The sequence below is a fragment of the Bradyrhizobium sp. genome, from assembly GCF_047605465.1.
Lineage (GTDB): Bacteria > Pseudomonadota > Alphaproteobacteria > Rhizobiales > Xanthobacteraceae > Bradyrhizobium.
The window spans coordinates 26,000-50,319 of sequence record NZ_JASGFS010000049.1; the positions used below are offsets into that span (position 1 = coordinate 26,000).

Here is a 24,320-nt window from a genome sequence, read left to right on the forward strand (position 1 = left end):
CAAGGCAATGAGGTTAAGGTCGCACGGGCCCTCACTCCGCCGCAAGCGGCTTTGTCGCCTCCGCCTTGAGCTCGGCGCGGGTCTTCGGCTTGGCCTTGATCCTCAGCTCCTCGAGATCCTGCCGGTCGCGGACGCTGTTGCGGAAAACCTGGTCCTTGCCGGGCATGTATTGCGGCGGGCAGAACGCCTCGTCCGTCCCGTACCAGGCTGCCGCCTTCATGGTGAAGAAGGGATCGACCAGATGCGGCCGGCCGAGCGCGACGAGGTCGGCCCGGCCGGCGGCCAGGATCGTGTTCGCCTGGTCCGCCGTCGTGATATTGCCGACGCACATGGTGGCCACGCGCGCCTCGTTGCGAACCTGATCGGAAAACGGCGTCTGGAACATGCGTCCATAGACGGGCTGCGCATCGCGCACGGTCTGGCCGGTCGAGACGTCCACGAGATCGACCCCGGCGTCCGCAAAAGCCTTTGCGATCTCCACGGCATCGTCGCCGCCGATACCACCGTCAGCCCAATCGGTCGCGGAAATGCGCACCGACATCGGCTTGTGCGAAGGCCACACTGCACGTAGCGCCTCGAAGACTTCGAGCGGAAAGCGCAGGCGATTTTCGAGCGAGCCGCCGTATTCGTCCGTCCGCGTGTTCGTCAGCGGGGAGATGAAGCTCGCAAGCAGATAGCCGTGGGCGCAGTGCAGCTCCAGCATGTCGAAGCCGCAGCGGTCGCCTCGCTCGGCCGCGGCGACAAAGGACTCCCTGACCGCATTCATGCCGGCACGGTCGAGTTCGCGCGGTACTTGGCTGTCAGGGAAATAGGGCAGCGGTGACGCCGAGAACACCTCCCAGCCGCCGCTCTCCAAAGGACGATCGATCCCGTCCCACATCAGCTTGGTCGCGCCCTTGCGGCCCGCATGCCCCAGTTGCAGGCAGATCTTAGCGGCCGAATTGCCGTGGACGAAATCCACGATGCGCCGCCAGGCAGCCTCCTGCTCGTCGTTCCACAGGCCGGTGCAGCCGGGCGTGATGCGGGCGTCTCGGCTGACACACGTCATCTCCGTGAAGATCAGGCCGGCCCCCCCGATGGCGCGCGACCCATAATGCACAAGGTGAAAATCGGTCGGCACGCCCTCCTTCGCCGAGTACATGCACATCGGCGACATCACGGCGCGATTGGCGATTTCCATCTCGCGCAACCGAAGGGGCTGGAACAAGGGCACCACGGGCTTGTCGGTATCGACGTCGAAACCATGGCTGCGAACCTGCCTGGCGAACGACTTCTCGACCTCGGCGACGAAATCGGGAGCGCGAAGCCGGAGATTGTCGTACGTGATCGCCTTCGAACGGGTCATGACGCCGAATGCGAACTGCACGGGATCGAAGTCCCAGAAGCGGTCGACGTGCTCGAACCAGACCAGCGAGACGTCGGCCGCATGCTGTGTTTTCTCGACCTCCTCTCGGCGGCCATGCTCGTAGATCTCCAGCGCAGCCTGAATGCTCGGCGCTTGCTGCAACGCGTCGGCCAGCGCGATTGCGTCCTCCATCGCGAGCTTCGTACCGGAGCCGATCGAGAAATGCGCGGTGGCCTTCGCATCGCCGAGCAGGACCATGTTGTCCTTGACCCAGCGCTTGCTGCGGATCATGGGGAAATTGCGCCACATCGAGCGATTGGTCAGCAGCCGATGTCCATCAAGGAACCAACCGAAGATGTCGGCCATCCGGGCGGCTGACTGAGCCTCGTTCAATCCTGTCAGTCCCGCCCGCTCGAACGTCTCCGGATCGGTCTCGAAGATCCAGGTCGAGTGCCCGGCCTCGTACTGATAGGCGTGCGCGATGAAAGGACCCCACTCCGTCTCCTGGAAGATGAACGTGAAGGCATCGAGCGGCTTGGTCGACCCCATCCAGGCGAACTTGTTGGACCGGACGTCGACCTCGGGCTCGAAATGCTCGACGTGCTTTTCGCGAAAGCGGCTGTTGATGCCGTCGGCGAGCAGGATCAGATCGGCATCGGCGAAGCGCGCCTCGTCATCGACGTCCGTCTCGAAATGCAGGGCGACACCGAGTTCGCGCGCCCGATCCTGGAGGATCATGAGCAGCTTCCGCCGCGAACAGCCGCAGAAACCGTTGCCGCCGACCCGGTGCACCGTGCCACGGAAATGCACGGCGATGTCGTCCCAATAGGCGAATTCCTCGGTGATGCGGCGATAGCTCGGCAGATCGTGCTTTTCGAAATTATCCAGCGTCGCGTCCGAGAACACCACGCCGAAGCCGAAGGTATCGTCGGCGCGGTTGCGCTCGTAGACGCTGATCTCCGCGTCCGGACGCTGCTTCTTGAGCAGGATCGCTGCGTAGAGACCCGCAGGTCCGCCACCGATGATCGCGACTTTCATGGGAGCCTCGCCAATCTGCCCGGCACTGAAACTATTTTAAGCCTAAAATAATTTCGCGCAAGTCCCGTTGCGGCCCCGGTGACGACGACCCCGTCCGGCTCAGTCACCCCTGAAGACGGGTTTGACCTTGTTGGCGAAGGCCTGGAAAGCACGCTCGAAATCGGCCGTCGTCATGCACAGGGCCTGAGCGACCGCCTCCGCCTCGATCGCCTCCTCCACCGACATTGCCCATTCCATCGCCAGCATCCGCTTCGTCATCGTGTTGGCGAAGGTCGGCCCCTCCGCAATCTGCTTCGCCAGGGCCTGTGCCTGCGGCAGCACCTGCTCGGACGTGACGATACGGCTGAAGAAGCCCCAGCGTTCGCCCTCCTCGGCGGTCATGAAGCGGCCGGTGTACAGGAGCTCGGAGGCTCGCGACTGCCCGATGATCCGGGGCAGGATCGCGCAGGCCCCCATGTCGCAGCCGGCAAGCCCGACCTTGTTGAACAGGAATGCGACCTTGGCGCCGCTCGCCGCAAGCCGCATGTCCGACGCCATCGCGACGATCGCGCCGGCCCCCGCACAGATACCTTCGACCGCAGCCACGATCGGCTGCGGGCATGCCCGCATCGCCTTGACGAGATCGCCGGTCATGCGGGTAAAGGCGGTGAGGCCCTTGGTGTCCATCTTCACGAGCGGGCCAATGATCTCGAACACGTCTCCGCCGGACGAAAAATTGCCGCCGGCGCCAGTGATGACGATGGCCTTGACCTCGTCATCGAACGCGCAGGCCCGGAAAAAATCGGTGAGTTCCCGGTAACTGTCGAAGGTCAGCGGATTCTTCCGGTCCGGGCGATTGAGCGTCACCGACGCGACGCCGTCGACCACGGCCAGCAGGAAGTGCTGCGGCGAGTAATCCGCAAGCGGGACGGTCACGGGATTGGCTGGTCTGCTCATGTGATCTCCTCGTTTTCCTCTCCGGTGACGATCAGGCGCCCGCTAGATCTCGCCACCCGCCACCGCAATGGCCTGCCCCGTGATCGCGCTGGCCTGCTCTCCGCATAGCCAGAGCACGGCGTCAGCCACTTCCCGCGGCGTGATCAGGCGCCCCTGCGGATTGTGCCGTGCGAGTTCGGCAATCGCCTGCTCGCGGCTCCGGCCGGTCTTCTTCATGATGTTGTCGATGCTCCCGGCCAGGAGGTCGGTGTCGGTGAATCCCGGGCACACCGCATTCACCGTCACATGGGTGCCTGCCATCTCGAGGGCAAGCGAGCGCACCAGGCCAATAACGGCATGCTTGGCCGCACTATACGCACTGACATAGGCATAGCCTTTGAGCCCGGCCGTCGATGCAATCGCGACGATGCGTCCGTAGGGGCGGTCCTTCATCACGGGCAGCACACCCCGGATGGCATGGACCACGCCCATGAAATTGACGTCCATCATGCGCGAAAAAAGCGCGCTGTCCGATTTAGAGAACGGCGCGGACTCGGCGCTGCCGGCGTTGGCGATCAGGATATCGATAGGTCTTCGCGCATGCGCTTCCGCGATGGCCGCCATCAATGCGGCTTCGTCCGAAACGTCCGCGATGGTCGCAAAATGCGCGGCCCCGGCGCCGACCGCTTCTTCGAGAGCTGACGCATTCCGGCCGAGCACGGTTACCGTCGCACCGGCGCCAACAAGGGCCGCAGCAATGGCCCGGCCGATGCCGCGACCACCACCAGTCACGAGCGCATGCGGCGAATGCGGCAATCCAGACATTGCACTGGCTCCCTGACGTCGCTGCCGATCCCACTTCGCTATATTTTAAACTTCAAACTTTTGCAATGAAGCGCGGCGGCGTGCGAACGCACCACCCATTCGGGACCGGCCCGGAAATTGCTTTAAGTATGAAATTATCGCTTCCCATCGCCAGCAGGCCTGTTAGCATCACCGAGCCAAGCAAGAGGATGTCGCGTGTCACAACCCGCGCCAATGATAACAAGGGACGGACGCTTCGCCTATGAAGCTGCGGGCGACCCAACAGCGATACCCCTGATATTCCTGCACGGCATTGGCGGCGCGGCACGGGGATGGCGGCATCAGCTCACCGGCTTCGGCAACCGCTTCCATGCGATAGCCTGGGACATGCCGGGCTACGGCGGATCCGCGGCGCTTCCCAGCGTCAGCATCGCAGCCCTCGCAGACGCTCTCCAGCAATTCATCGATCAGATCGGCGCGATACGGCCGATCCTCGTAGGTCATTCAATCGGCGGCATGATCGTCCAGAAATGGCTGGCGCAATCTCCAACGCAGGCGCGGGCAGTCGTCCTTGCGCAAACCAGCCCGGCTTTCGGCAAGGCCGACGGCGACTGGCAAAAGTCGTTCATCGCGGCGCGGCTCGGACCGCTCGATCGTGGAGAGACAATGAAATCGCTGGCGCCCTCGCTGGTGAAGGAGCTCGTCGGTGACGATCCTGATCCGAGCGGGATGGAGCTCGCGCGAGAGTGCATGGCGAGCGTACCTGAAGCGAGCTATCGCGCCATGATGCTCGCCCTGATCGGCTTCGACCAGCGCGACACGCTGAAGAACATAGCCGTGCCGACGCTGCTGCTGTCCGGTTCCCGGGACAACAATGCTCCGGCTCCCATGATGGCGAAGACCGCGACCTACATTCCCGCGGCCGACTATGTCGAGCTTGCCGGCGTCGGTCATCTCGCGAATCTTGAACGGCCTGCTGCCTTCGATCAGGCTCTCGGCCGCTTCCTGGACACCGTCGCTGCAAAACACAGGTGACTGCGCAATGACCATGCAAGTCAGCAAGACCATCGGCACGACCGGCAAGGTCGCGCTCGATGCACCGATCTTCGACCCCGTCGCGTTCCGCTTGAGCGACGAGCAGGCCGGTATCATCGCGCGCGCCAGAGAGATCGGCCAAAGCGTGTTCGCCGGCCGCGCCGCGACCTACGACCGCGAGGCGACGTTCCCGATCGAAAACTATCGGGATCTGCACCGTGTCGGACTGCTCGGTATCGCCATTCCGAAGAAGCATGGGGGACTTGGCGCGAATTATCAGACCTATGCGCTGGCGGCGGCCGAGATCGGGCGCTATTGCGGCGCGACCGCGCTCACCTGGAACATGCACGTCTGCTCGACCTTGTGGTCGGGACCGCTGGCCGACGATCTCGACATGGACGTGGAAACCCGCGCGGAGCAGGAGCGACGCCGCGCGCTCCACTACAAGCGCATCATCGACGACGGCGCGATCTACTCGCAGCCCTTCTCGGAGGGCGGTGCCGCAGCCGCGGGCGGCGTCGCTTTCGGTACGGAAGCAAGGCCCGTCGAGGGCGGCTGGGTCGTCAACGGCAAGAAGATATTTGCCTCGCTCTCCGGTCATGCAGACTATTACGGCGTGCTCTGCACTGAGATCGAGGGAGATGAGAAGGCCTCGCGCCGCAACACCCTCTATCTCGCCATCCCCGCCAAGTCGCAGGGCGTCTCGGTGGTCGGCGATTGGGATCCGCTTGGCATGCGGGGAACCGTGTCCCGGACGCTCCTGTTCAAGGACGTGTTCGTGCCGGAAGATGCGGCCCTGATGCCCCGCGGCGTCTATTTCCAGGCTGCGATGCGCTGGCCGCACATGTTCCTGACGCTGTCGCCGACCTATATGGGCCTGGCGCAGGCGGCCTATGATTTCACGGTACGCTACTTGCGCGGCGAGGTGCCAGGCATGCCGCCGGTCAAGCGCAGGATGTATCCGACCAAGCAGATCGCGGTCGCGCAGATGCAGATCAAGCTCGAACAGATCAAGGCGATCTGGTTTCAGGCCGTGACGGAAGCTCGTGCCAATCCCAGCAAGGAACAGGTATTGCGCGCATACGCCGCCCAATACTCGGTGATGGAGGGAGCAAACGAGCTCGCGGCTCTGGCGATCCGCACTTGCGGCGGACAGGCCATGCTTCGATCGCTGCCGCTCGAGCGCATCTATCGCGACAGCCGCTGCGGCTCGCTGATGCTGCCCTGGACGGCCGAACTTTGCCTCGACCGCATCGGACGCGAGGCGCTGTACGAGGCCGGCGAAACGGACGATTGACGGTGGACCTCTGCAGTCTGATCGACCGCAATGCGGCGTTCGCGCCAGACAAGACAGCCATCGCCTTCGAGGGGCAACGGCTGAGCTACGCGGCGTTCGCCGCTCGCATCGAGCGGACCGCGACGGCATTGAAGCGGGAGCTTGGCGTCGGCCGCGGCGATCGCGTCGCGATCCTCAGCCAGAATCGGCCGGACTACCTGGTGCTGCTCTACGCCTGCGCCCGGCTCGGGGCCATGCTCGTGCCCCTGAACTGGCGGCTGGCGGTCGCCGAGCAGCTCTTCATTCTCACGGACGCGGGCGCCAAGGTCCTGGTGCTCGAGCAGGCTTTCGAGGGCGTCCTGTCCGGGCTGGAGCATAGCTTGCCGGGGACAGCGGTCGTCGGTCTCGATTTCGAGCCGTCTCGCGGCGTCACATTCGAAGCCCTGCTGGCGCGCAATGAGGGCAGCGACCGCAATCCGCACACCGACCTCCTGTGTCCGCTCCTGATCGTGTACACGTCGGGGACGACCGGTCGGCCGAAGGGCGCCGTGCTGCGCCAGGAGGCGCTATTCTGGAACGGCGTCATGAGCCAGCACATGCACAACATGACATCGGACGATCATGTGCTGACGGTGCTGCCGTTCTTCCATGTCGGCGGTCTCAACATCCAGACCACGCCGGCGCTGCAGCTTGGCGCGACCGTGACGATCCACGCTCGCTTCGCACCGGACACGGCACTCGCGGCCATCGCGACCGATCGGCCCACACTGACAGTCATGGTTCCGGCGATCATCCAGGCCGTGAGCGATCATCCGGCCTGGACCGGCGCCGACCTCTCTTCATTGAAAGCCGTTGCCACCGGCTCGACGATCGTGCCACCGCATCTGATCGACCGCTTTGTGTCACGGGGGGTGCCCGTGCTTCAGGTCTATGGATCGACCGAAACGTGCCCCGTTGCGATCTACACGCGTCTCGGCAGCGATCTTTCGCGCGTGGGATCGACCGGACTTGCGGGCCTGTGCTGCGAGGCGAAGGTGATCGATCAGGCCGGCATCGAAGTGCCGGCGGGTGCTCCAGGCGAAATCGCGGTGCGCGGTCCCAACGTCTTCTTCGAATATTGGGGCAATGCCGACGCGACACGCGATGCGCTGCAAGACGGCTGGTATCGGACCGGTGATATCGGCCTGTGCGACCCGGACGGCTATTTCTGGGTCCGTGATCGCAAGAAGAACATGATCATTTCCGGCGGAGAAAACGTCTACCCCGCCGAAGTCGAGCGCGTTCTGCTCGAGCATCCGGATATCAGCGAGTGCGCGGTGATCGGAAGAGCGGACCCACGTTGGGACGAAGTCCCCATCGCCTATGTGATCAGACGCTCCGGATGTCGGCTCGGCGCAGACGAGCTAAAGGCCCATCTCCAGGCGCAACTCGCCCGCTACAAGGTTCCGCGCGAGATCATTTTCGTCACCGACCTGCCGCGCACCGCGCTGGGCAAGGTTCAGCATTTCCTGCTGAAGCAGCTTGATGCGCAGTCGCGCGCACAAGGAGAAGCATCTTGAAGATTGCGGTTCTGGGTGGGGGAAACGGCTCTTTCGCGGCCGCAGGCGATTTTGCGCTGGCAGGGCATGACGTCAGGCTTTGGCGCCGCGACGCCGATCAGGTCGCAGCCCATCGCGCCGCAGGCTCGCGCATCCTCGTGAAGGACCATAACGGCCGCCACGACGTCGTTCTCGCGCTGGTGACGACAGATATCGCACAGGCCGTCAGCGGCGCGGAATTGATCCTGTGTCCAGCCCCTGCCTTCGCGCAGTTCGACATCGCCCGCATGCTCGCCCCCCATCTGCGGGACGGCCAGGTCGTGTTTCTGCCTCCGGCGACATTCGGCTCGATGATCTTCGCCCAGGCCGCGCGAGAAGCCGGCAATGGCGCCAAAGCCAGCTTTGCCGAAACCGGCACGCTGCCGTGGCTCACCCGCAAGCACGGGCCATTCGAAGTCGCGATCACGATCCGTGCCAAACGCCTGCCGGTCGGCGTGTTCCCGCTCGATCAGGCCCCGCACGCACTCGAGGTGATCGGACGCGCCTTCCCGGGGGTGATCGAGCCCTGCGGTGACGCGCTGTCCGGTGCGCTGATGAATGCGGGCTGCATCATTCATCCGCCGCTGATCGTGATGAACGCGGGTCCGATCGAACATTTCGAGAGATGGGACATTCACAAGGAGGGAACGCAAGCCGCGATCCGGCGGGTGACCGACGCCCTCGATGTCGAGCGGATCGCGGTGCGCGAGGCGCTTGGATATGGCGCACCGCACTTCCAGCTCGCCCATCACTACGCCAAGGAAGGCGAGATCTGGATGTACGGCCGCGGCTCGCACGATCGACTGACCGATTCCGGCGACTGGCGGGAACGGATCGTGCTGACAGAGCACCGTTACATGCGCGAGGATTTGCGGCTTGGGTTGTCGCTGCTGGTATCCGTCGCAGGGCTGGCGGACGTGGTCACGCCGCTCGCCAAGGCGTTCCTGGCCATCGGCGGCGCCATCTGCGGAGAAGATTTCATGAAGAACGGCCGGACGCTGGAAACGCTGGGGCTTGGCAAGCTTCACAAGGCCGAATTGCAGACGCTGCTTCGTGAGGGATTCTGACCGATGAACCGCCGCGCCAACATTGCCTGTCTTGGGGCCGGCCGGATGGGCCGTGGCATCGCCGTCGCATTCGCCTATGCCGGACATGCAGTCACGATGATCGACATCAAGGCCCGTTCGGCGGAGGATTTCACCAGGCTGAAGACGGACGCACTCGACGAGGTCAGGAAGACCTTTGCCAGCCTGTCCAAGCTGGGACTGCTGACCGAGGCCGACGTTGATCCACTGATCGCCCGCATTTCGGTGGTGCCCACGGGCGAGAGCAGCACAGCGCTGGCCGAAGCCGGCATGGTTTTCGAGGGCGTTCCGGAGGTCGTCGAGCTCAAGCGGGACGTGCTGGGAGCAGCTTCAAGACAGGTCAGCCCGGACACGATCATTGCATCGACGACATCGACGATCCTCGTCGACGACCTCTCCGGCGCCATCGAGAACCCTCGCCGTTTCCTCAACGTGCACTGGCTGAATCCGGCGTATCTGATTCCGCTGGTCGAGATTTCGCCCGGCAAGGCTACCGACCCCGCCATCGTCGACGAGGTCAAGAGACTGCTTGAAGGGATAGGCAAGGTGCCCGTGGTCTGCGCCGCGACCCCCGGCTTCATCGTCCCTCGCATTCAGGCGCTGGCGATGAACGAAGCCGCCCGCATGGTCGAGGAGGGCGTTGCCAGCGCCGAGGACATCGACAAGGCGATCCGCTACGGCTTCGGTTTCCGCTATGCGGTGCTCGGGCTGCTCGAATTCATCGACTGGGGTGGCGGCGATATCCTTTACTATGCCAGCCGTTACCTCGAAGGTGCGCTCGGCAGCGATCGATATCGGGCGCCGGACGTGATCTCGCGCAACATGCAGGAAGGCCGGATCGGCCTCCGCACGGGCGCAGGCTTTCTCGACTATTCCGGTCTCGACGTGGATGCCTATCGGACCAAGCGCCTCCAGGCGATGGTCGATCTGCTCCAGCACTTCGGCTTGGCTCGCCCGCCGGTCGTCGACGGCAGCTAGCCGAAGACGTCCTGAAGCACGCCTTCGCGCACGACCACAATGCCATCGAGCTCGATCGTCGTCCCCATCATCGGCAGGTCGAAGTGGCCTGCCGTGTACCGTCCGGCGAATTCGTTGGCGCCGGTCGAGAACAGGAAGTTGCCGGAGACGGCGCGGATCTCCGTGCCGTTTGTGTCGCGCTGGTCATACATCGAAAGCGCCTCATAACGCGCTCCGGGATTCATGCCGAAGCCGACATGCGAAACGGCATAAGCCTCCCGATCACCCCAGGCGGCAAGATAGGCACGCATCATTGCGGCATCCGTCCCCTCGCCCTCCAGCTCGACGACGTAATCATCTTTCAGGGTCATCTTCACCGGCGACGCCAGGTAGCGCTTGAACGTGAGATTGATATCGCCCGGCGCCATCACCAGCGTGCCGTTGATCGTCCCGCTCTTGGGAAAGCTGACCACGATGCCGCCCGGCCAATGCGCCAGCGTCCCGGGCTTGTCGGTCCATCCCCAAACGCCGACCGTCGAAGCGCCGACCATGTCGACGTCGAGCGCCGTGCCCGCCTTCGAGGTGACCCGCATCCGCTTGGTGCCGCGCAGCATCTTCGCCGCAGCACGAACGCGTTTCTCGAGCGCAGGATCCGGCACCATCCGCTCCAGCGCCTCGGGATGCTCATTCGAGATCACCAGGATGCGCGCGCCGGCCTTGAGGATTTCCGGCGTCTCGACGGCGTGCATCAGGCCTTCGATGGTGCAATCGACCACGAAGCCGGCCTGCTGCAGCGCGCTGATGACGGGCGTCAACCGCTGGATGGCCTCACTCGCTCCCGTCGAACGTACCGGCACCACATGCCGGTTGCGCGGAGTCGGCAAGACGACATGGAACGGCCGCGCGCCCATACGCAGCAGAGCAAGCTCCGCCAGATGCACATTGAGCGCGCGCGACTGGGTCTCCGAAAGGATTGCCGCGGTATCTCCCGACTTGACCGCGCATCGCTCGAAAATCTCGCAGAAGGCGTCGATCCACTTTGCTTCGATGCGATCAGCCAGCATGGTTCACTCCCGGTCTATCGGCTTCTTGTTCGGTCAGATCACGCTTCGGGAAAGCCTCGTAAGAGGTACGATCGCAAGGCCCCCAGCAGGCCATTCAGGATCAAACCCAGCAGCGAGATCGTAATCAGCGGCACGAACATGTCCACGGCCTGGAAGGTCCGGGCTGCCGTGACGAGAGCGTGGCCCAATCCGTCCGTGGACGTGATCATCTCGGCCAGAAACACCACGATGCAGGAAATGACAAGACCAATCCGGCAGCCGGTGAGGATCGACGGCATCGCGGCCGGCAACACCACCTTGAACAGGATTTCATACCGTGGTGTTCCCGCCGCCATGGCCGACCAGATCAATTTCTGCTCGACGGTCGAGGCGCCGTAGTAGGTGGAAAGGAGGATGGGAAAGAGTGCGTCAGCCGCCACCAGCGTGATCTTCGATCCATGGCCGAAACCCAGCAAAAGCAATAGCGCCGGGTAGAGTGCCACCTTGGGCAACGGGGCCAGTACGCGCACGATCGGCCGAACCACGGCATTGATCACCGGATTGGCTGCGGCGGCGATACCGATGCTGACACCAAGCACGACCGCGATCGAGAAGCCGGCAAATAGCCGGATCAGGGTCGCGGCGATCTCCTGCTGAAACGTCCAGGTCAAAAGCTGCTGGAGCAATCGACCGAACACGAAGCCGGGCGGTGGCAACAACACTGCCGGGGCAAGTCCGGATGAGACCAGACCCTGCCACAGCAGGATCACGAGCACGATCGGCGCAAGCCCGAGGACGACGTTTGCGGAGAGAAGGCGCGACATCACGAGAAGCTCAGCGGCATGTCGAACTGAGGCTCCGACCAGCGCACAAGCCGTGCGCGGACCCGCTCGAAGATGGCATCGAGGCATATTCCCATCGCCCCGACGATGATGATCATCGCATAAACCGTGTCGTATTGGCCCATATCGAGCGCATTGAAGAGGATGTTCCCCGCCCCGGACTGCCGGGCGATCATCTCGCTGGTGATCATCGTGATCAGCGCCAGCACAAGCCCGGTGCGGCACCCCGTCAGGATTTCCGGCAGCGCCGCGGGCAGTACGATCCGCACCAGTCGTTGCATGGCCGAAAGCCCCATCGCGGCACCCGACCAGAGCATTTTTTCTTCGACCGCCTTGGCACCCTCGAAGCTGTGATAGATCACCGGCAGACTGACGCCCAGGAAAATCACAAGTGTCTTCGTGACGTCGCCGACGCCCAGCCACAACATGATGATCGGCATCAAGGCCGCCTTCGGCACCGGGTAGATCACCATCAAAAGCGGATTGAAGAAAGCCGCAACAGCCCGGCTGCGCCCCATCAACAAGCCGAGAGGAATCGAAACGAGCACCGCGATGCCGAACCCGATCGCCATGCGGCGGAGTGAGGCAAGGATATTGATGAGCGACTCCTTGTCGCCAAGGATGTCCGGGATCGCGCGGATCGCTTCGATCGCCGTCGGAAAGCTATCGTTTTTCAGTGCCAACGAAGCCATCTGCCACACAGCCAGCAGACCGATACAGGCGAGCACTGGGGCGGCGCGTCTCGCCCAGACTGCCGGGGACATCATGAGGCAGACCCGGCTTCGTCGCTCTCGTCGAACATGCGTTCGATGTCGACGACATATTTCTGATAGCGCGGATCGAGCAGCAATTCATTGCGACGCCGCGGCCGCGGCAGATCGATGTCGATCACCTGCCGGATACGGCCGGGTGACTTCGACATCATCACGACCTTGTCTGACAGAAAGACGGCCTCGTCGACCGAATGGGTAACGAACAACACCGTCTTGCGGTCCCGCTCCCATATATTCAGGAGATCATTCTGCAGGCGCGTCCGGGTGTGCGCGTCGAGCGCGCCGAACGGCTCGTCCATCAACAGGACTTCGGGATGGTAGGCGAGCGTCCGGGCCAACGCGACGCGCTGCTTCATGCCGCCCGACAGCTCCTTGGGAAAAAAATTCTCGTACCCCTTGAGACCGACCATTTCGATCAGGGCCCGACTCTGCGCTTCCGCTTCGGTCGCCCGAACCCCCTGCTGACGCGGTCCGTACATGACATTGCCAAGCACGGTCTTCCAGGGAAACAGCGCGAATTCCTGGAACACAGGTCCGCGGTCGGGGCCGGGCCCCGTAATTGCCTTTCCTTTCATCTTGGCCACACCACCGGTCGGGCTGACGAAACCTCCGACGATGTAGAGCAGTGTCGACTTGCCGCAGCCGGATGGGCCGAGGATCGAGACGAAAGCGCCCTCTTCGATCGTCAAGGAGATGTCCGATAGTGCCAGATGATCCTTGCGCGCCGAGGTCTGAAACACCTGCGAGACGCGGTCGATCTCGATGATCGCAGAAGCCGGCTTTTGTGATGTCACCGGGCTCACCCATTCGCTCGATCTCGAAGGCACTACCTTCATTCCGTCCCTCGCCTTACTCGCGCGCGATCAGCGCGCGAACGGTCCGCTGACAGTCCTCCATCAGCGGCACGAGCATAGCAAGAAACCTGCCAAGCGGGTGGCCGTTTTCGCACGAACAGAACGCATCACTCGAACCAGGGCCATTCGGCTGGGCCTTCATGCGTAACCGCTCCATGCGGGGCCTGGCCAACCAAGCGTGCATATTTGGCGAGCGCGCCTGCGCGGTGGCGTGGCGGGCGAGGCTTCCAATCACGACGGCGTGCAGCGAGTTCCTGCTCGTCGACAAGCAGGTCCATTCGGCGCCCTGCCGCGTCGATCCGGATCCTGTCGCCATCGCGAACAAGCGCCAGCGGACCACCAACAAAAGCTTCAGGGGCGACATAGCCGATGCACATGCCACGAGTTGCTCCGGAGAACCGGCCGTCGGTGATCAGAGCGACTTTCTCGCCCATGCCCTGACCATAGATCAGCGCAGTCACCCCGAGCATCTCGCGCATGCCGGGGCCCCCGACCGGCCCTTCGTTGCGGATCACGAGCACCTCGCCGGCTTTGTAGCTCCGATCGCGAACCGCTGCGACACATCCCTCCTCATCCTCGAAGACGCGCGCGACGCCTTCGAAGAACTGGTTCTTCAATCCTGCGACCTTGATGACCGCGCCATCCGGGCAGAGATTACCCTTCAGCACGGCTACGCCACCATCAGGCATGATCGGCGCTCCTGCTGCGTAAACGACCTCACCATCGGGAGCGTTGGCCGCGCCATATTCTTCCGCAAGCGTGCGGCCCGTGACGGACAAGCAGCTGCCATCGATGTGACCGCTCCGGATCAGCTCTCGGATCACGACAGCCGCGCCGCCGATATCGTAGACATCCTTCGCCGTGTACTTGCCGCCGGGGCGAAGATTTCCGATCAGTGGCGTCCTGGCAAAGACTTCGCCGACGTCGTCGATCGTGAATGCGATGCCGGCCTCGTTCGCGATCGCAGGCAGATGAAGCGCGGCGTTGGTCGAGCCACCCGTCGCAGCAACGATGGCGGCCCCGTTCTCCAGGGATTTCCGTGTCACGATCTCGCGCGGCAATGGACCGCCCTGTTCGAGCATCTGCATGACAAGCCGCCCGGCCCGCCGTGATATCTGCGCGCGTTCCGCGTAGACACCCGGAACCATAGAGACGTTGGGAATGGTGAGGCCCATCGCTTCAGAGACCATACCCATCGTGTTCGCCGTAAACTGACCGGCGCAGGCGCCGATGGTCGGCAGGCACGCGCGCTCGATGCGCTCGAGCGTCGCAGCGTCGATCTCGCCCGTCATGAAACTGCCGACGGCCTCATAGGAGTCGAGCACCGTCAAGGTTCGCCCGTCGACACGGCCCGGCAACGAGCTTCCACCATAGATGAAAATGGATGGAACATTGCAACGAACCATACCCATCATGACGCCGGGAAGGGTCTTGTCGCAGCCTCCATATCCGATAAGTGCATCGTAGGCGAGACCATGGACAACGGCCTCGATCGAGTCGGCGATCAACTCGCGCGAAAAAAGAGAGAACTTCATTCCCTCGTGATTCATGCTGATGCCATCGGAGACCGACACCGTCGAGAACTCTCGTGGCGTGCCGCCGGCTTCCTCGATTCCCGTCTTGGCAGCCGCAACCTGAAAGTCATGCGTCATGTTGCAGGGCGTCTGTTCGCCCTTCATGCTGACGACACCCACCATCGGCTTGGCGATCGCCGCATCATCCAGCCCCATCGCGCGCATGAATGCCCGATGGGGGGCCCGGTCGAGGCCATCAGTCGTAACCCGTGATCGCAGTTTCTTCATGGGAGCATCATCTTCATGCGATGTCCCGCACACAGCGGGACATCGGGACCTCGTAGGTTGAAAAAACCGAATGATCGACTATTGGAGCGGTGCGACGATGGTTGGATGCTTGAATTGCGCGGCATCCAGCTTCGGCAGCATTCCCGTCTCCGCATAGATGTCGAACATCCTCTGGATCGCGGGGAAATTCGGCGCCGCGCCGGGATCGCGACCAAAATCATTGTCCTTGAGCAGATACGTATCCAGCACCGGAACGGGCGCTTTCAGCACCTCCGACACGACCTTCAGCGTCTCTTCGCGGTTCGCCAGCGCCTTCTTCATGCCAGACGTGATATCGCGCACATAGGCCTTGACCAGTTCCGGATTTTTGTCGACGAAATCGGCACGGCACGCCTCGAGGATGTGCACGATGTTCGGCATGGCCTCTGACAGCGAGAACAGCTTCCTCGTGCCACCCTTCGCTTCCGCGCGCGCGGCAAACGGCTGGTTCATATTGACCGCATCGACGCGCCCCTGACGCAACGCATCTTCGGAGACGGCAAAGCCGACCTCGACCAGCTTGATATCCTTGGCGGGATCGACGCCATTCTGCTTCAGAAGCAGGTTGAACGGCCCCTGGGTGCCGCCGCCGATCACGGAAATGCCGACCGTCTTGCCCTTGAGGTCTGCGATCGTCTTGATCGGCGAGTCATCCTTGACCGCCCAGTAGACCGAAAAGCCACCGGGCTTCTCGAACACATGCTGCGCCACGATGTAGGCCTTGAGGTTGCCGCCGACGACGCCGTTGGCAAGCGATAGCGGCGCCTGTGTCGCGCAATCCAAGGCGCCGGCGGCCAATGCCTGCGTCATGGGCGCGGTGCCCTGAAATTGGGTCCATTCGATGTTGTAGGTTTTGCCGATGTCGGGAAATTCGGCCGGCCGGCGCATCATCCAATACTTGGATTCCTCAGCCGGAATCGTCCAGCCGACGCGGATTGTCTGCTGTGCCCGCGACGCGGTTGCACTGGCCATCATGGCCGCGACCGCCCCCAATGCCAGCATCCACCTAGAGACCGTTCGCATCGTGCCACTCCGCTGCTTTGGCGCCGACCGCGCCAGCCCACCCCGACCGGCGCAAATCTTTCATGGTTCAAACAATCAGGCAAGCCATGCAGATTGGCTCGGTTTCTCGGCGTTACGCACAAAGTATGGTAAAGCGCGGCCGCGCCGCATGGCGCTGCGATGGAAGGAAGCAACCTATGGCTGAGGCGAGCAAGGCAAACCCGCAGGGCGTCGAGAAGGTCGGCTATCTCGGCCTCGGACTCATGGGGGCTCCCATGACCCGGCGCCTGCTTGCAGCCGGCTATCAGGTCGCCGTGTGGAACCGGTCGCTCGGCAAGGCGGCCCCGCTCGTTGAGGCCGGCGCGAGGCGCGCCGAGACGCCTCGCGACCTGCTGGCTGCTTCCGACATCGTCTTCATGTGCGTGACGGATGCGACTGCGGTAGAGGAGGTGATCTTCGGCCCCGACGGCATTTCAACCGCCCCGGGCGCCGGCAAGATCGTGGTCGACTTCTCGTCGATCCACCCGGATGCCGCGCGCGATCTCGCCACTCGCCTGAAGGCCGCGAACGGCGCCCACTGGATTGATGCACCGGTGTCCGGGGGCACCAAGGGGGCCGAGGAAGGGACACTTGCGATCATGGCCGGCGGAGACGCCGCCGACATCGAGAGGGTGCGACCTTACGTCCTCGCGATGGCACGTAGGTTCACTCACATGGGACCCATCGGGGCCGGCCAGACCACGAAGCTCTGCAATCAGGTGATCGTCGGATGCGCAATGGCCGTTCTCGCCGAGGCGACCCGCCTTGCTGTGAATTCCGGAATTGACGCCAATCGATTGCCCGAAGCGCTCGCCGGCGGCTTTGCGGATTCCATTCCACTTCAGCTTTTCGTGCCGCGGATGGCCCAGGGCATCTACGCACCTCCGCTTGGCCATATCGCAACGATGCTCAAGGACCTCGATACCATCGCCGATGTCGCGCAAGCGACATCGACGCCGGTCCCGATGGCTGCGCTTGCGGGACAATTATTCAGGCTGGCCAGGACAGTGCGGGGGGCTGATGCGGACGCGCTGGAGATCTACAAGCTTTCAGCGGCGGACGATTGAGCGGGAGCGCGCGAGTCCCGGCGCATCAAGGCGATTTCTTGCGTTCGTCATCGACCACGAACCGACCATAGGTCCCTCGCGCGAACAGCAGAGGCTCGCTCGCGTTGTAGGCATAGGCCTCGACCGCGCCGAGAAAGATGACGTGATCGCCGCCATAGTAGCGATTGACGGAGCGGCACTGAAAGTTGGCGACGCTCTCGGCAAGGATCGGAGCGTTGCCGAGCCCTGGTCTCCAATCGACGCCGGCAAACTTGTCGTCGGACGATTTCGCGAACTTGTTCGCCAGCGCCTGCTGCGAATCACCGAGCACGTTGACGGTGAAATGGCTGGCGTTCTGGAAAATGGTCAGGCTGGACGAATAGACCACGAGACTCCAGAGAACCAGCGGAGGATTGAGGGAGACCGAGGCGAACGAATTGCATGTCAAGCCGTAGGGCTTTCCATCAGCAGCCGCAGCCGTAATGATCGTCACGCCGGTCGCGAAAGTTCCGAGCGCATTGCGGAAATCGCGAGGATCGATCGGTGAGCTGTCGCTGGCAAGTTCGTTGGCCGGATCGGGAGCGGCCGGCTGCTTCGGGAGATCATTCATCGACCGGCCTCACAGAGTGAGATTCTCGGACGGCAGCCCCAGCGCCACACGTCCATAATTGGTTCCGGCCGCATCGAAATTGAACGCAAGATGCGAGTTGATCGCATGCGCGTCGCGGAATTGCCGCTGCAACACCCCCGTCGTGAACAGACCGCGCGCACCGCTCGCCGCAAACAGCATCGATACGGCATCGGTGCACAGATTGACCGAGAAAGCACCATCACGCCGCTGCCTGGTCTTGGTCGCCATGTCTGGAAAGCCGCCGCGCCGGGCCTCCTCCATCGCCTCGATACAGACGGAACGCATGATCAGACGCGCGGCGTCGATCTTGGCCGAGGCCTCGGCGATCTTGATCTGCGTGCTCTGGAAATCGCTCAGCTTGGCGCGATTGTAGGTCGATATGCGGTGACGTGCCACGTCCGCATAATCGTCCAGGCACGCCTGCGCGTTGCCGAGCGCAACACCGGACAGGACGTAAGGAAACAGCGAAAACACAGGCAGCGTATACAGCGGGTTTGGATTGAGCTTGCTGCCCGGCGTCGGGCCGCCGGCAAGATCCCCCACGGCCACGGTCATATGATCGGGCACGAATGCATCTTTCACCTCCACGTCGGACGACCCGGTGCCCCGCAGGCCCGCGACGTTCCAGGTGTCGAGGATCTTGTAGTCGGCCTTCGGAAGCAGAAAGATCCGGTATTCGATACCGTCAGCTTCATCATCGGACGAGACGACGCTGGCGAGCATATTCCATTCGCAGGAGGCCACACCGGAGGAGAACGGCCAACTCCCGCGCAATCGATATCCACCCTCAACCCTCGTGGCTCGGCCGGCGGGAAAGATAAAGGACGATGCGATCAGGGCGTCCGGATCTTTGCTCCAGACCAGGTCCTGCGCTTTTGGCTCGAACATGCCGAGCATCCAGTGGTGGCTTGCCAGATTGGCAAGGTTCCAGGCTACGGATGCGTCCGCCCGTCCGAGCAAGTCCGCACAATCGACGAGCGCCACATAATCGAGTTCGGAGCCGCCAATGCGCATCGGCTGCAGCATTCGAAACAGGCCGGCGTCGTGCAGCTCCCGCTCCGTCTCCGGCGGAAGGTGCCGGAGCTCTTCGGTTCGACCCGCCCGCTCTCGCAACTGCGGCAGGAGTGCGCGGGCCTTTGCGATCATCGCCGCATAGGCACGTCCACCGGGGTCTGTCCCCGTAGGGTGGCCCATGCTCGGCTCCTGACCTGGCGCCATTCGTGTCCCTCGCGTTCAGACTGTTATGCGGCGGGAACCTCTCCAAATCAAGATGAGGCAAGCCGGAGAGGCGCGCAACGCGTTGCCTGCGATCGGAGCTGCGGACTGTTCAGACCGACGTCACGCGCTTGCTCGCGCCAAAGGCGCCCTTCTCCGACAATTCGCTGATCCGGCGCTGGTCGTAGCCGAGCGTCTCCCGCAATACGCCTTCCGTGTGTTCGCCCAGCAACGGTGCGGCGACTGGATCGATCGCCGCCGTCAGGTTCATCGTGATCGGCGTTTCGATATTGGGGACCCATTGCGCAGTCGGATGAGAGATCCGGCTCAAGCGGTCGCGCTTCCGGGCCTCAGGGGCGTTGAACCCTTCTTCGACAGTCCGGAGATAGCCGACCGGGATGTTGGCCAGCTTCATTTTCGATATCCAATTCTCGAGCGTGTCGCTCGCAAATACCTCCGCAATTGCCGCGCGCAACAGTTCTCTGTTCTCGGAGCGCGCTTTTCGCGTGGCGAACTGCGGATCATTGATGAGATCCGGCCGGTTCAGGACCTCGACCACCAGACGCCGATAGAGACGGTCGTTGGCACAGGCCATGTAGAGCGGCCCGTCGGACGCGTCATAGACGCCGACGGCGGGCGATCCGTTCGGCGAATTGCCGAACCGGCCGGGATTCTGGCCGTTGATCAGATAGGCCATCCCATAGAAGCTGGTCATGGCCATGGCGATGTCGAACAGGGCCACCTCGACATGCTGCCCCCGACCAAGCCGATCCCGTGCCAGCAGAGCCAGCAAGATCGCATTGCATGCGCTCATGCCGGTGGCGATGTCCACGATGGGTGGGCCCGTGCGAACGGGCGGACCATCGGCGAACCCGTTCAGCGACATGAACCCGCTTTCCGCCTGCGTGATCGGATCAAAGCCGGGTCGCGAGGCGAAGGGTCCTTTCCGGCCATAGGCGGAAATGGAGCAATAGACCAGCCGCGGATTGAGCGGCGCGACCGCCTCGTAGTCCAGGCCGAACTTCTTCATGATGCCGCTCGAGAAATTCTCGACGACCACATCCGCCTTGCGGATCAAGTCCCGCGCGATCTCGCGCGCCTCGAGCACGCTGAAATCGAGTGCAATGCCGTGCTTGTTGCGGTTCAAGCTGAGATAGGCGGCGCTTTCACCACCGATCTCGGCGTGCTCGTACGCGCGCGTATCATCTCCTCCGTCCGGATTCTCGATCTTGATGACGCGTGCGCCAAAGTCGGCAAGCGTTTGCGTGCAGGCGGGGCCGGCGACAACACGTGTGAAATCCACGACCAACAGGCCATCGAGAGCGCTCGGGCCGCCCGTCGCGCGCGGTGACCGCTCCGGCAATTGAGGCATGGTCGACATCCTTGCGCTCCCCTACATCGGCTTGTGGTCGCCGAATTTCCTGCATGTGCAAATTTAAAGCCCGGAGCGCCGCACTTCGCAAGTCTTTCACGCACCCCATCAAAACACAAAACGGCCCGGCAGCACCGAGCTGCCGGGCCTCAATGTTCCAATATCCTTCAAGGCCGAGCCGCATCCCGCACGCATGGGTCTACCTTCAGCACCAGCAGTTCCACGTCACGGGAAACTCGTCCCATTCAGCGTAGCCGCTTTCGCCAGTAGAGCGTGTTCGACCAGGCCCAAGGCGCGTCGGGTTCATAGAGCCGATAACCCGCCTGGATGAAGTTATTCGCCGATACGGGGTTGTCGGTCGTGTCGGACACGATGCTGTCCCAACCCACGCGCCGTCCGCTGGCCTCGACGGCGCGCATCAGCCGAAGCTGAAGGCCCCGTCCCCGATGTCGTTGCAAAACCCCGACCCGGCAGAAATAGCCGCCGTTTCGGGTATGCGTCGACGGCACCACACCAGCGAAGGCAACCGCCTGGTTGTCACGATGAGCGAGCCACCACGTTCCCACATCAAACCGCGGCAGTGCAGCCCCATCAAAAAATGTCTGGCGATGCAACTCGCGCAAGGCTTCGGCGACCTCATCGTCGTCTGCATCGACGGCGCGAATTCTGTACATGGGATGACCCGTGTTGGCGGAAAATCCTTGCTTGCAATCGATCATCGAAGGCCCGTGCTCACTTGCCCAGCATGACTTTGACACCGAGCCAGACCGCCCCTACGAGACCCGTGACGACAGCAACGCGTCCTTGATGAAGGAATAGAGGATCATGAAGCCGCCGTTCTGCTGCATGAAGACGTGGTTGACGTAGTCCGTCTCCTGCTGCGCTGCTGCGACGTCCTCGGGTCCGACCGGCTCGAAGCGCACGACCTCGTCGGATCCCGCGAAGATGTCCATCAGCGACGGCATCAGGCCTTCGATGGTGTCGGAGACATCGGTCGACACCGCACGCGAACGGCCGTCCTGCGCCGGCATGTCCTTGCTCATGTCGCCGAGGTAATAGTCCATGGCATCGGCCCGCTCCTCCGCAAGCTGCGCCGCCGACATCGCGGCGAGCGCATTGGCCTTCTCGGCGGCGAGCATCGCCTTCACTTCGGAGATCGACATTTTCGGCATGACATTTCTCGGTCTGTTGTCTGAAGTCGTCCGGAATTCGGTCCGGCCAGGCAGCGGTCGAAACCATCGGTCGCAGCCACCAATTGGTCAGCGGCGATCCGCGGTGTTGTCCGCACAGCCTCTCCCGCGCCGAAACCAGGCATCGATCCGCCGGCACGCGTCTCCACGGGTTGCGCGCCTAGCCGTGTCAGCACAGTTCGATGCGAGGTCGCCCCGTCGAGCTGCTACTCCCGCGCGGATCATGCCAACGATCGGACCGCCCCGAGATCGCCGCGACGGCAACGCGACCTCATGAAGATCGCTCATAGGTAGAACCCAATCCGAATAGAACAAATGCGGCGCATCACATCCACCCCTGCTCCGCATAACGGATGGGCCGGTTGAAGGCCGCCGCCCTGCCCGGCTGCTCGTAGCAGATCGCCATCAGCCCCAGCGCATCCGCGGCATGGCTCGACCAGTCGTGCTCGGGACCGAGCCCGATGTTGCGCGTCTCGTCCCGGCGCTCGTGGTAGAAGCCTAGGGCCTCGCGACCGGGCTCCGTCGTGTCCGCGTTGAACCAGAGCTGCGGCCCGAGCCGCCGCAGCGCCTCGATCCGCATCATCGCCGCGCCCGGGCCCTGGTTCTTCACGGGCGGCTCGACGGTGAAGCCCGCCTCGCGCAGATGATCCTCGTAGCGCTTGCCGGTGATGTTGTTGGCGGCGACGCCGTCATGCGGCAGATGAAGGATGGCGTTGTCGTAGCCGCGCGCACGCAGCCAGTTGACGTGAAACGCCAGCACCTGCCCGACGCTCTCGTAATAGTCGAGGATACGAATCTCGCTGCCGACCCACTGCGCGATCCAGATCGTGAAGGCGTCCGCCGCGGCGCCCGCGCCGCCGATGTCGATGAAGGCGCGCAGCGGCAGCAGCGGATCCGCCGCGACTTTCCCGATCCGCCCCTGCGCACGCGCCTGCGACAGCAGCGAGGCGAAATAGGCGCCCTCGAAAGCGCGCGCATAGTCGCCCTCCCAGATGTGGTCGTAGCGCTCCGGATAGAGTTTCTGGTCGAGCAACCGTTCCTCCACGAGCACGTCCGGAAACCAGGGATTGTCACGCCAGTTCGCCTCGACGACGACCGCCCCATCCGGCCGGCGCCCGCGCAGGAAATCGTCGATCGCATCGCTCTTGCGGCGCGGATTCCAGCTCGCCCACAGTTCGGAATCCTTCGCGCGGATCGTCGGCCGGAGCAGCGCGAGGCTGCGCGCGCTCAGGCTTTGCGCCTCGTCGATCCAGGCGATGCGGAATCCCTCCAGTGACTTGATCGAGTCGGCCGTGTGATCCTGAAGCCCGCGAAAGATGATCAGCCCGTCCCCGGGCGTCTCGATCTTGTCGCTGAACAATCTGAAACCATGGCCGAGGCGAAGACCGGCGATCTTGCCCTCGATCAGGCGCTTCGAGGATTGCGCCAGCGTCCGCTGCGCCTCGCGGATGCAGACCGCGAGCGTGCCGCGTTCGGCCTGGCAGGTTTCGACCAGAAGCTCGCCGAAGAAATGCGATTTTCCCGAGCCGCGTCCACCATAGACACCCTTGTAGCGCGCAGGCTTCAACAGCGGCTCGAAGATCTTGGCCGTCGGAATTTTCAGGATGGACAATGCATGCGCTCGCTCGCCTGGAGCAGACCCGTACGCCTGCGCCACATCGCGGACCGCAGGTTCGGCCGACTTGCTCAACGAATACTGATCGACCGGATATCCTGCCCGCAAGCCGAGCGAAAACCGGCCGACCCCGGTCAAGGAACGACGGAACGAAAAGCCGGCGGAAACGAAAAGCCCGCGGACCGATGGCACGGCGCGGGCTCGACCAACTCGTTTCGATGTTGCCATTCTGCCGGTGTTTTGCCCGACGTGTCAAACCGCTGATCGCACGACACGCGTGATCGCGCGCTCCTGCGAAACACTCAGGCATCGTGCCCGGTGTCGGTGCCGCTCGCGCTTGCGGGATGCACGATGATGCGTTCGATCCGGTGAATCAATTCCAGCGCCATGTCGTCGCCGTTCTCGATCGGCTGCGCGGCCTTGCCCCAGCCGCGATCGAGGATGGCGTTGGCGGCGGAGACGCGGGCCGCCGGCGTCGCCTCGTCGCTGCGCATGACGCCGACGAGGACACGGATGGCCGTCTGGGTATGGCTGCGCGCCAGCGAACGGATCTCGGTGAGCGTGCGCGCCGTCGACGTCTTCCGGGCCGCGGTCACCCGCGCGGGCGCGCGTTCGATCTCCCCGCTCAAGACAACGTCTCCCACAGCACGATGGCAACCAGGCCCGCGAGCGCGAGCGATATCAGATATTCGGCCATGTCTTCTCCTCGACGACAAAATGCGCGGCAGATCGCGTGACGACGCGCGATCGTTTCGGGCGCGAACCCTATCTCCGTGCCCGGAGACCGCAGCGGCGCGCGCAACCCGCGCGCGCCGCGAGGCCGGC

The 24,320-nt window shown here is 63.4% G+C and carries 23 protein-coding genes; 6 read left to right on the forward strand and 17 right to left on the reverse strand.

The window, feature by feature from the left end; all coding sequences use genetic code 11:
• Positions 1-31: 31 nt before the first annotated feature.
• The 3 genes from QM712_RS27055 to QM712_RS27065 form a co-directional block, all read right to left on the reverse strand.
• Positions 32-2,383 (reverse strand): bifunctional salicylyl-CoA 5-hydroxylase/oxidoreductase, encoded by a 2,352-nt coding sequence (locus tag QM712_RS27055; protein ID WP_415026208.1) that lies wholly within the window; start codon positions 2,381-2,383, stop codon positions 32-34.
• A gap of 99 nt (positions 2,384-2,482) precedes the next feature.
• Positions 2,483-3,319: an enoyl-CoA hydratase family protein gene (locus QM712_RS27060; protein ID WP_415026209.1), complete on the reverse strand. Its 837-nt coding sequence runs from the start codon at positions 3,317-3,319 to the stop codon at positions 2,483-2,485.
• Positions 3,320-3,361: 42 nt separating this feature from the next.
• The gene (locus QM712_RS27065; protein WP_415026210.1) at positions 3,362-4,123 is read right to left on the reverse strand and encodes an SDR family NAD(P)-dependent oxidoreductase; all 762 of its coding nucleotides are present in this window, start codon (positions 4,121-4,123) and stop codon (positions 3,362-3,364) included.
• A 213-nt stretch (positions 4,124-4,336) separates the two neighbouring features.
• On the opposite strand from QM712_RS27065, the gene QM712_RS27070 reads away from it, so the two are divergent.
• The 5 genes from QM712_RS27070 to QM712_RS27090 are packed head-to-tail and all read left to right on the forward strand — an operon-like array spanning position 4,337 to position 10,053.
• Positions 4,337-5,137 carry an alpha/beta fold hydrolase gene (locus QM712_RS27070; protein ID WP_415026211.1) on the forward strand — a complete coding sequence of 267 codons (801 nt, stop codon included), beginning with the start codon at positions 4,337-4,339 and terminating at the stop codon, positions 5,135-5,137.
• 7 nt (positions 5,138-5,144) lie between these two features.
• Positions 5,145-6,434 (forward strand): acyl-CoA dehydrogenase family protein, encoded by a 1,290-nt coding sequence (locus QM712_RS27075; protein ID WP_415026212.1) that lies wholly within the window; start codon positions 5,145-5,147, stop codon positions 6,432-6,434.
• A gap of 2 nt (positions 6,435-6,436) precedes the next feature.
• The gene (locus QM712_RS27080) at positions 6,437-7,972 is read left to right on the forward strand and encodes a class I adenylate-forming enzyme family protein (protein WP_415026213.1); all 1,536 of its coding nucleotides are present in this window, start codon (positions 6,437-6,439) and stop codon (positions 7,970-7,972) included.
• Complete coding sequence (locus tag QM712_RS27085) at positions 7,969-9,057, forward strand: NAD/NADP octopine/nopaline dehydrogenase family protein (protein ID WP_415026214.1); 1,089 nt, start codon at positions 7,969-7,971, stop codon at positions 9,055-9,057. The genes QM712_RS27080 and QM712_RS27085 overlap by 4 nt, the downstream gene beginning before the upstream one ends.
• A gap of 3 nt (positions 9,058-9,060) precedes the next feature.
• Positions 9,061-10,053 (forward strand): 3-hydroxybutyryl-CoA dehydrogenase, encoded by a 993-nt coding sequence (locus tag QM712_RS27090; protein ID WP_415026215.1) that lies wholly within the window; start codon positions 9,061-9,063, stop codon positions 10,051-10,053.
• Here QM712_RS27090 and QM712_RS27095 read toward each other — a convergent pair.
• The 6 genes from QM712_RS27095 to QM712_RS27120 form a co-directional block, all read right to left on the reverse strand.
• Positions 10,050-11,096 carry a peptidase M29 gene (locus QM712_RS27095; protein WP_415026216.1) on the reverse strand — a complete coding sequence of 349 codons (1,047 nt, stop codon included), beginning with the start codon at positions 11,094-11,096 and terminating at the stop codon, positions 10,050-10,052. The two genes, QM712_RS27090 and QM712_RS27095, sit on opposite strands and share 4 nt — an antisense overlap.
• Before the next feature lie 38 nt (positions 11,097-11,134).
• Positions 11,135-11,899, reverse strand: coding sequence for an ABC transporter permease (locus QM712_RS27100; protein WP_415026217.1), 765 nt, complete (start codon positions 11,897-11,899; stop codon positions 11,135-11,137).
• Positions 11,899-12,684 (reverse strand): ABC transporter permease, encoded by a 786-nt coding sequence (locus QM712_RS27105; protein ID WP_415026218.1) that lies wholly within the window; start codon positions 12,682-12,684, stop codon positions 11,899-11,901. The genes QM712_RS27100 and QM712_RS27105 overlap by 1 nt, the downstream gene beginning before the upstream one ends.
• A complete protein-coding gene (locus QM712_RS27110) occupies positions 12,681-13,526 on the reverse strand; it encodes an ABC transporter ATP-binding protein (protein ID WP_415026219.1) in 846 nt (281 codons plus the stop codon). Before QM712_RS27110 ends, QM712_RS27105 begins: the two co-directional genes overlap by 4 nt.
• Before the next feature lie 125 nt (positions 13,527-13,651).
• Positions 13,652-15,346: a dihydroxy-acid dehydratase gene (gene ilvD, locus QM712_RS27115; RefSeq protein ID WP_415026220.1), complete on the reverse strand. Its 1,695-nt coding sequence runs from the start codon at positions 15,344-15,346 to the stop codon at positions 13,652-13,654.
• A 78-nt stretch (positions 15,347-15,424) separates the two neighbouring features.
• Positions 15,425-16,408, reverse strand: a complete 984-nt coding sequence (locus QM712_RS27120; RefSeq protein ID WP_415026221.1) for an ABC transporter substrate-binding protein — start codon at positions 16,406-16,408, stop codon at positions 15,425-15,427.
• Positions 16,409-16,584: 176 nt separating this feature from the next.
• Between QM712_RS27120 and QM712_RS27125 the strand changes: the two genes are divergently transcribed.
• The gene (locus QM712_RS27125; protein ID WP_415026231.1) at positions 16,585-17,493 is read left to right on the forward strand and encodes an NAD(P)-dependent oxidoreductase; all 909 of its coding nucleotides are present in this window, start codon (positions 16,585-16,587) and stop codon (positions 17,491-17,493) included.
• Between the two features lie 25 nt (positions 17,494-17,518).
• Here the strand turns inward: QM712_RS27125 and QM712_RS27130 are convergent, their stop codons facing one another.
• The 8 genes from QM712_RS27130 to QM712_RS27165 all read right to left on the reverse strand — a co-directional run.
• Entirely contained in the window at positions 17,519-18,082 is a 564-nt protein-coding gene (locus QM712_RS27130; RefSeq protein ID WP_415026222.1) for a flavin reductase family protein, read from the reverse strand.
• 9 nt (positions 18,083-18,091) lie between these two features.
• Entirely contained in the window at positions 18,092-19,321 is a 1,230-nt protein-coding gene (locus QM712_RS27135; protein WP_415026223.1) for an acyl-CoA dehydrogenase family protein, read from the reverse strand.
• Positions 19,322-19,430: 109 nt separating this feature from the next.
• A complete protein-coding gene (locus tag QM712_RS27140; RefSeq protein WP_415026224.1) occupies positions 19,431-20,699 on the reverse strand; it encodes a CaiB/BaiF CoA transferase family protein in 1,269 nt (422 codons plus the stop codon).
• 236 nt (positions 20,700-20,935) lie between these two features.
• Positions 20,936-21,364 (reverse strand): GNAT family N-acetyltransferase, encoded by a 429-nt coding sequence (locus QM712_RS27145; RefSeq protein ID WP_415026232.1) that lies wholly within the window; start codon positions 21,362-21,364, stop codon positions 20,936-20,938.
• Positions 21,365-21,463: 99 nt separating this feature from the next.
• Entirely contained in the window at positions 21,464-21,862 is a 399-nt protein-coding gene (locus tag QM712_RS27150) for a hypothetical protein (protein ID WP_415026225.1), read from the reverse strand.
• 343 nt (positions 21,863-22,205) lie between these two features.
• Entirely contained in the window at positions 22,206-23,492 is a 1,287-nt protein-coding gene (locus QM712_RS27155; RefSeq protein WP_415026226.1) for a PBSX family phage terminase large subunit, read from the reverse strand.
• Positions 23,493-23,797: 305 nt separating this feature from the next.
• Complete coding sequence (locus tag QM712_RS27160) at positions 23,798-24,124, reverse strand: hypothetical protein (protein ID WP_415026227.1); 327 nt, start codon at positions 24,122-24,124, stop codon at positions 23,798-23,800.
• Positions 24,121-24,320 (reverse strand): hypothetical protein (locus QM712_RS27165; protein ID WP_415026228.1); only part of this gene is annotated, 200 nt, incomplete at its 5' end. The genes QM712_RS27165 and QM712_RS27160, both read right to left, overlap by 4 nt.

Excerpts from the sequence above, each read along its gene's own strand:
- QM712_RS27075 (WP_415026212.1), top strand. The coding sequence starts at position 5,145 with ATGACCATGCAAGTCAGCAAGACCATCGGCACGACCGGCAAGGTCGCG.
- QM712_RS27065 (WP_415026210.1), bottom strand. The coding sequence starts at position 4,123 with ATGTCTGGATTGCCGCATTCGCCGCATGCGCTCGTGACTGGTGGTGGT.
- QM712_RS27100 (WP_415026217.1), bottom strand. The coding sequence starts at position 11,899 with ATGTCGCGCCTTCTCTCCGCAAACGTCGTCCTCGGGCTTGCGCCGATC.
- QM712_RS27150 (WP_415026225.1), bottom strand. The coding sequence starts at position 21,862 with ATGCCGAAAATGTCGATCTCCGAAGTGAAGGCGATGCTCGCCGCCGAG.
- QM712_RS27135 (WP_415026223.1), bottom strand. The coding sequence starts at position 19,321 with ATGGCGCCAGGTCAGGAGCCGAGCATGGGCCACCCTACGGGGACAGAC.
- QM712_RS27130 (WP_415026222.1), bottom strand. The coding sequence starts at position 18,082 with ATGAATGATCTCCCGAAGCAGCCGGCCGCTCCCGATCCGGCCAACGAA.
- QM712_RS27105 (WP_415026218.1), bottom strand. The coding sequence starts at position 12,684 with ATGATGTCCCCGGCAGTCTGGGCGAGACGCGCCGCCCCAGTGCTCGCC.
- QM712_RS27060 (WP_415026209.1), bottom strand. The coding sequence starts at position 3,319 with ATGAGCAGACCAGCCAATCCCGTGACCGTCCCGCTTGCGGATTACTCG.
- QM712_RS27055 (WP_415026208.1), bottom strand. The coding sequence starts at position 2,383 with ATGAAAGTCGCGATCATCGGTGGCGGACCTGCGGGTCTCTACGCAGCG.
- ilvD (WP_415026220.1), bottom strand. The coding sequence starts at position 15,346 with ATGAAGAAACTGCGATCACGGGTTACGACTGATGGCCTCGACCGGGCC.
- QM712_RS27090 (WP_415026215.1), top strand. The coding sequence starts at position 9,061 with ATGAACCGCCGCGCCAACATTGCCTGTCTTGGGGCCGGCCGGATGGGC.
- QM712_RS27140 (WP_415026224.1), bottom strand. The coding sequence starts at position 20,699 with ATGTCGACCATGCCTCAATTGCCGGAGCGGTCACCGCGCGCGACGGGC.
- QM712_RS27095 (WP_415026216.1), bottom strand. The coding sequence starts at position 11,096 with ATGCTGGCTGATCGCATCGAAGCAAAGTGGATCGACGCCTTCTGCGAG.
- QM712_RS27110 (WP_415026219.1), bottom strand. The coding sequence starts at position 13,526 with ATGAAGGTAGTGCCTTCGAGATCGAGCGAATGGGTGAGCCCGGTGACA.
- QM712_RS27145 (WP_415026232.1), bottom strand. The coding sequence starts at position 21,364 with ATGTACAGAATTCGCGCCGTCGATGCAGACGACGATGAGGTCGCCGAA.
- QM712_RS27070 (WP_415026211.1), top strand. The coding sequence starts at position 4,337 with ATGATAACAAGGGACGGACGCTTCGCCTATGAAGCTGCGGGCGACCCA.
- QM712_RS27120 (WP_415026221.1), bottom strand. The coding sequence starts at position 16,408 with ATGCGAACGGTCTCTAGGTGGATGCTGGCATTGGGGGCGGTCGCGGCC.
- QM712_RS27125 (WP_415026231.1), top strand. The coding sequence starts at position 16,585 with ATGGCTGAGGCGAGCAAGGCAAACCCGCAGGGCGTCGAGAAGGTCGGC.